Source organism: Parvibaculum sp., assembly GCF_049672805.1.
Lineage (GTDB): Bacteria > Pseudomonadota > Alphaproteobacteria > Parvibaculales > Parvibaculaceae > Parvibaculum.
This window is the reverse complement of the sequence record NZ_JBATWS010000418.1, coordinates 1-4,407: the sequence shown is the minus strand read 5'-3', so window position 1 is coordinate 4,407 and position 4,407 is coordinate 1. Positions and strand designations below refer to the sequence as shown.

General features: G+C 61.9%; 5 protein-coding genes. 3 read left to right on the top strand and 2 right to left on the bottom strand.

Going from position 1 to position 4,407, the window contains the following annotated elements; genetic code table 11:
• Positions 1-50: 50 nt before the first annotated feature.
• A complete protein-coding gene (locus WBF74_RS12955; RefSeq protein WP_424440573.1) occupies positions 51-371 on the bottom strand; it encodes a 2Fe-2S iron-sulfur cluster-binding protein in 321 nt (106 codons plus the stop codon).
• Between the two features lie 212 nt (positions 372-583).
• Here WBF74_RS12955 and WBF74_RS12950 point away from each other — a divergent pair, with 212 nt between their 5' ends.
• Together WBF74_RS12950 and WBF74_RS12945 are read left to right on the top strand one after the other, a co-directional pair.
• Positions 584-2,107, top strand: coding sequence for an alkaline phosphatase family protein (locus tag WBF74_RS12950; protein ID WP_424440571.1), 1,524 nt, complete (start codon positions 584-586; stop codon positions 2,105-2,107).
• A complete protein-coding gene (locus WBF74_RS12945) occupies positions 2,108-3,235 on the top strand; it encodes an NAD(P)/FAD-dependent oxidoreductase (RefSeq protein ID WP_424440569.1) in 1,128 nt (375 codons plus the stop codon).
• Here the strand turns inward: WBF74_RS12945 and WBF74_RS12940 are convergent.
• Positions 3,232-3,618: an Hpt domain-containing protein gene (locus tag WBF74_RS12940; RefSeq protein WP_424440567.1), complete on the bottom strand. Its 387-nt coding sequence runs from the start codon at positions 3,616-3,618 to the stop codon at positions 3,232-3,234. The genes WBF74_RS12945 and WBF74_RS12940 overlap by 4 nt on opposite strands.
• A gap of 221 nt (positions 3,619-3,839) precedes the next feature.
• Here WBF74_RS12940 and WBF74_RS12935 point away from each other — a divergent pair.
• Positions 3,840-4,407: hypothetical protein (locus WBF74_RS12935; RefSeq protein ID WP_424440565.1), on the top strand; the 568-nt coding region annotated here is incomplete at its 3' end.

Here is a 4,407-nt window from a genome sequence, read left to right as displayed (position 1 = left end):
CGGAAATCCGCAAACGCCTGACAGTCAGGCGTTTGCAGGACTGTTCAGACTCAGAACTGCTTTTCGGGCAGGTTCACGACGAGGCCGTCCAGCTCATCCGTTACCTTGATCTGGCAGGAAAGCCGCGAGTTGTCGCGCACGTCAAAGGCGAAATCGAGCATGTCTTCTTCCATGCTCTCGGCCGGCCCGACCTTTTCCTTCCACTCTTCCGCAACGTAAACATGACAGGTTGCGCAAGCGCAGGCACCGCCGCAATCCGCATCAATACCGGGAATGGAGTTCTTGATGGCCCCTTCCATCACCGTCATGCCGTTTTCGACTTCGATGGTGTGTTCCGTGCCGTCATGCTCAATATAGGTGATCTTCGCCATCTTGCTTTTCTTGGTCGGAGGTGAAGGGGCCGGACTAGCCGGATGGATTGCCCCTGAGGGCGGCACATAGATGCAGCAGGGCACATATCTTTTCAACCCCTCTTTCCCCAAACCACATTTCAGAGACGCAAAACCGGCCCGTCTCACGCCGTTATCCCCGGGCTGCAGGAATCGCTTAATCTCGCTCATCCGGTGCAGCGGGAGGGCGCAAAATGGCGGAACGGCTCAATATCCTTTTCATCACGGCCGACCAGTGGCGCGGCGAATGTCTGTCCGCCCTCGGCCACCCGGTGGTGAAAACGCCGCAGCTTGATGCGCTTGCCCGCGAGGGTGTGCTGTTCCGGCGGCACTATGCCAATGCCGTCCCCTGCGGCCCCTCCCGCGCCTCGCTCCACACGGGCATGTACCTGCAGAACCACCGTTCCGGCACCAATGGCACACCACTGGATGCACGCCACACCAACTGGGCAAAGGAGGCGGGCGGGAACGGCTATGACCCCGTCCTTTTCGGCTACACCGATACGAGCCAGGACCCGCGCGAGGAAGACCCCGACAGCCCCTGGCTCCAGACTTATGAAGGCCCGCTCCCCGGCATCCGTCCCGTCTGCATGATGGGCACCTGGCCGACGCCGTGGACGGACTGGCTCGCCGAGCATGGCTACAAGGTGCCGGACGACATTCGTGCTGCCTATGGCGAGCGCCTGCCCGGCCCGGACTATGAAGACGGCGCGCCCGTACCCCGCCCGCTCATCTATCCGAAAGAGGTGGATGACACGAATTTCCTCACCAACCGCGTGATCGACTACATCGACGCGAGCGACCGGCCCTTCATCGCCCATCTCTCATTGCTGCGGCCTCATCCGCCGTTCGTGGCGCCCGAGCCTTTCAACGCGATGTATGATCCGGCAGGCGTGCCGGGTTTTGCGCGGAAACCCACCATCGAGGAAGAAGGTGAGCAGCATCCCTGGCTTGCGCATCAGCTTGGCCGCAGGCTCTACCATGCGCCGCAAGACGAGAAAAAGCTGCGCCGCCTGAAAGCCGTCTATTACGGGCTGATGTCGGAAGTGGATGAAGCGCTGGGCCGCCTCTTCACCTTTCTGAAAGAGAGCGGGCGCTGGGACAACACGCTCATCATCTTCACATCCGATCATGGCGAGCAGATGGGCGATCACTGGCTGCTGGGCAAAGGCGGCTACTTCGATGCCTCGTATCACATTCCGCTCATCATCCGCGATCCGCGCAAAGAAGCCGACGCCACGCGCGGAAGCGTGGTCGAGCATTTCACCGAGAATGTGGACATCATGCCGACCATGCTCGACCTGATCGGCGCAGAAATCCCCGTGCAATGCGATGGTGCATCCCTCCGCCCCTTCCTCGAAGGCCGCGTGCCCGAAACATGGCGAAGCGAAGCCCATTGGGAATTCGACTTCCGCGATCCCGCAGATGACACGGCAGAGAAGCGCCTCGGCCTGACGCTTCATCAATGCACCATGAACATCATCCGCGACGAGAAATACAAATATGTCCACTTCACGAAACTGCCGCCGCTCTTCTTCGACCTCGAAAAAGACCCCGACGAATTCGTGAACCGCGCAAACGATCCCGCCTATCTGCCGCTTGTGCTTGAATATGCGCAAAAGCTCCTCTCATGGCGCATGAACCATGACGAGCAAACGCTGACACATATAGCCCTCACCGATAACGGGCCGGTGGAGCGGAAAGCAGCGCGGTTCTGAATGGCCATCGTAACCGAACACGAGATCGGCGCTGTTGTCATCGGTGCAGGCGTGATCGGTCTCGCCTCCGCGCGAGCGCTGGCGCTTGCCGGACATGACACGCTGGTTCTCGAACGGCATGGTGCCATCGGCACGGAAACATCTTCGCGCAACAGCGAGGTGATCCACGCGGGTATCTATTATCCCGCGGGCAGCCTGAAGGCGCGGCTCTGCCTGGAAGGTCGCACGAAGCTCAATGACTACCTCGTGAGCCGGAACCTGCCTCACCGCAAATGCGGCAAGCTCATCGTCGCAACGGACAAAGCGCAGATGGAAGAACTCGCCGCCATCGCTTCTCGCGCGCGGGCAAACGGTGTTGACGATATTCGTGAAATCACAGGCGCAGAAGCGCGCGCGATGGAACCCGCCCTGCGCGCGGAAGCGGCCCTTCTCTCGCCCTCAACCGGCATAGTGGACGCACATTCCTACATGCTGAGTCTGCAAGGCGAGTTCGAGGATGCAGGGGGAATGATCGCCTTTCACGCCGAGGTGACACGCATCACGCGCGAGAAGGACCACTTCATCCTGCATGTGACCGGCGCCGAGGAGACGCGGCTCCGCACGAAAATCCTCATCAATGCAGCCGGTCTTTGGGCACCGCGCGTTGCATCGCGCATGGAAGGGCTTGATGCCGCGCATGTGCCGACAGCCTATTTCGCCAAGGGCAATTATTTCTCGCTCGCAACCCGCGCGCCAGTCTCACACCTCATTTATCCTGTGCCGGAAGCGGCAGGACTTGGCGTTCACCTCACGCTTGATATGGGTGGTCAGGCGCGCTTCGGCCCCGATGTAGAATGGATTGATGTCGAGGAAGGTACGGAGCCGGACTATGCGGTGAAGGTAGAGCGTGGCGCGGGCTTCTATGAAGCGATCCGTCGCTACTGGCCAGCCTTGCCGGATGGCGCGCTCGCGCCCGCCTATTCAGGCATCCGCCCGAAAGTGACGCCGCCCGGCGAGGCGGCAGCCGATTTCATTCTTTCCGGCCCGGCGCAGCATGGAGTGTCCGGCCTCGTCAATCTCTTCGGCATCGAAAGCCCCGGCCTCACCGCCTCCCTCGCCATCGCCGATGAAGTGGCGGGGATGCTCTAGCCTTCCGCCACGCTGTCGATAAAGGCATTCACGGCGGCGACCGCATCACGGATGCGCGCCATCACATCGTCGCGCGCAGCAAGCGGCGTCTTCTCTGCTTCTTCGGCAAGTTCACCACGCGCCCATGCGCCAAGGCCACGCGCTGAACCTTTGAGGCTATGGGCTGCGTCCCGCCACTCCTTCTCATCTCCCGCCGCATCAAGCCGCGCGAGATAGACATCGGCCTGATTACGGAAAAGGGCGAGCAGTTCATTCTCAAGCGAACGATTGCCCAGCGTATATTTCGAGAGATGAACAAGATCGACCGGGCGCGGGCCAGCGCCTGCCCCCTCGTCACGCGGGGTCGTCTCTTCTGCCCTCCGGGCTGCCGTCGAATGGGTCATGTCTGCCTCTCCCCCTGGAGCCATTGGAGTGGCCAAGTCTAGGCAACGGGCGATACCGATTCGTTAAGGGCGGGCCGCGCGGCGTTCCCTTTTGGCCCGCCGATGCAGATTCAGGCGGGTTTTGGCGACCCCGCACGCCAAGGAAGGTTGACGCCTCCCGAGCCTTCCGACACCTTGAACCAGCCGCCGCAGCGAATGACCGCGAAAGCCGGGGAAATCTTATGAAAAACAGTGAACTGGCATCAGGCGAAACCGCCCCCGAGAACAAGACGGAAGGCAAGGTTGACGCCGCGCAGCCACCCCGCGTGCGAGCAGCGAATGAGGACAGCCCCACAGGCGGCGCGCTCTATCGCATGATCGCGCGGCGCCCGAGCCGGAAGATCTGGGGCGCGGCGGCGCTGGCAAGCCTTTTCACCCTGGGCGCAGGCGCGGCCTATCTCTGGGGGCTTTACGGCCTCGACGGTTTGCAGGCACTGACAAGGCTCGAAACGGGCCTCGTCGCGATGGCGGCGCTGGTGCCGCTCACCCTCATCTGGCTTGTCGCCTGGACGGTCTGGCGTGGGGCGGAAATGCGCCTCATGTCGGAAGCACTGGCGCGCACCGCTATCCGCCTTTCAGACCCGGAAGATTTTGCGACGGACCAGATCACCACCATTTCTTCTGCCGTGCGCCGCGAACTGGACGAAATGCGCCGGGGTCTTGATGCGGCGCTGAAGCAAGCGGCAGAACTCAATGAACTCGTCGCCCGCGAGGTGGAAGAAATCGACCGGGGAACGGGCCGCGCAGAGT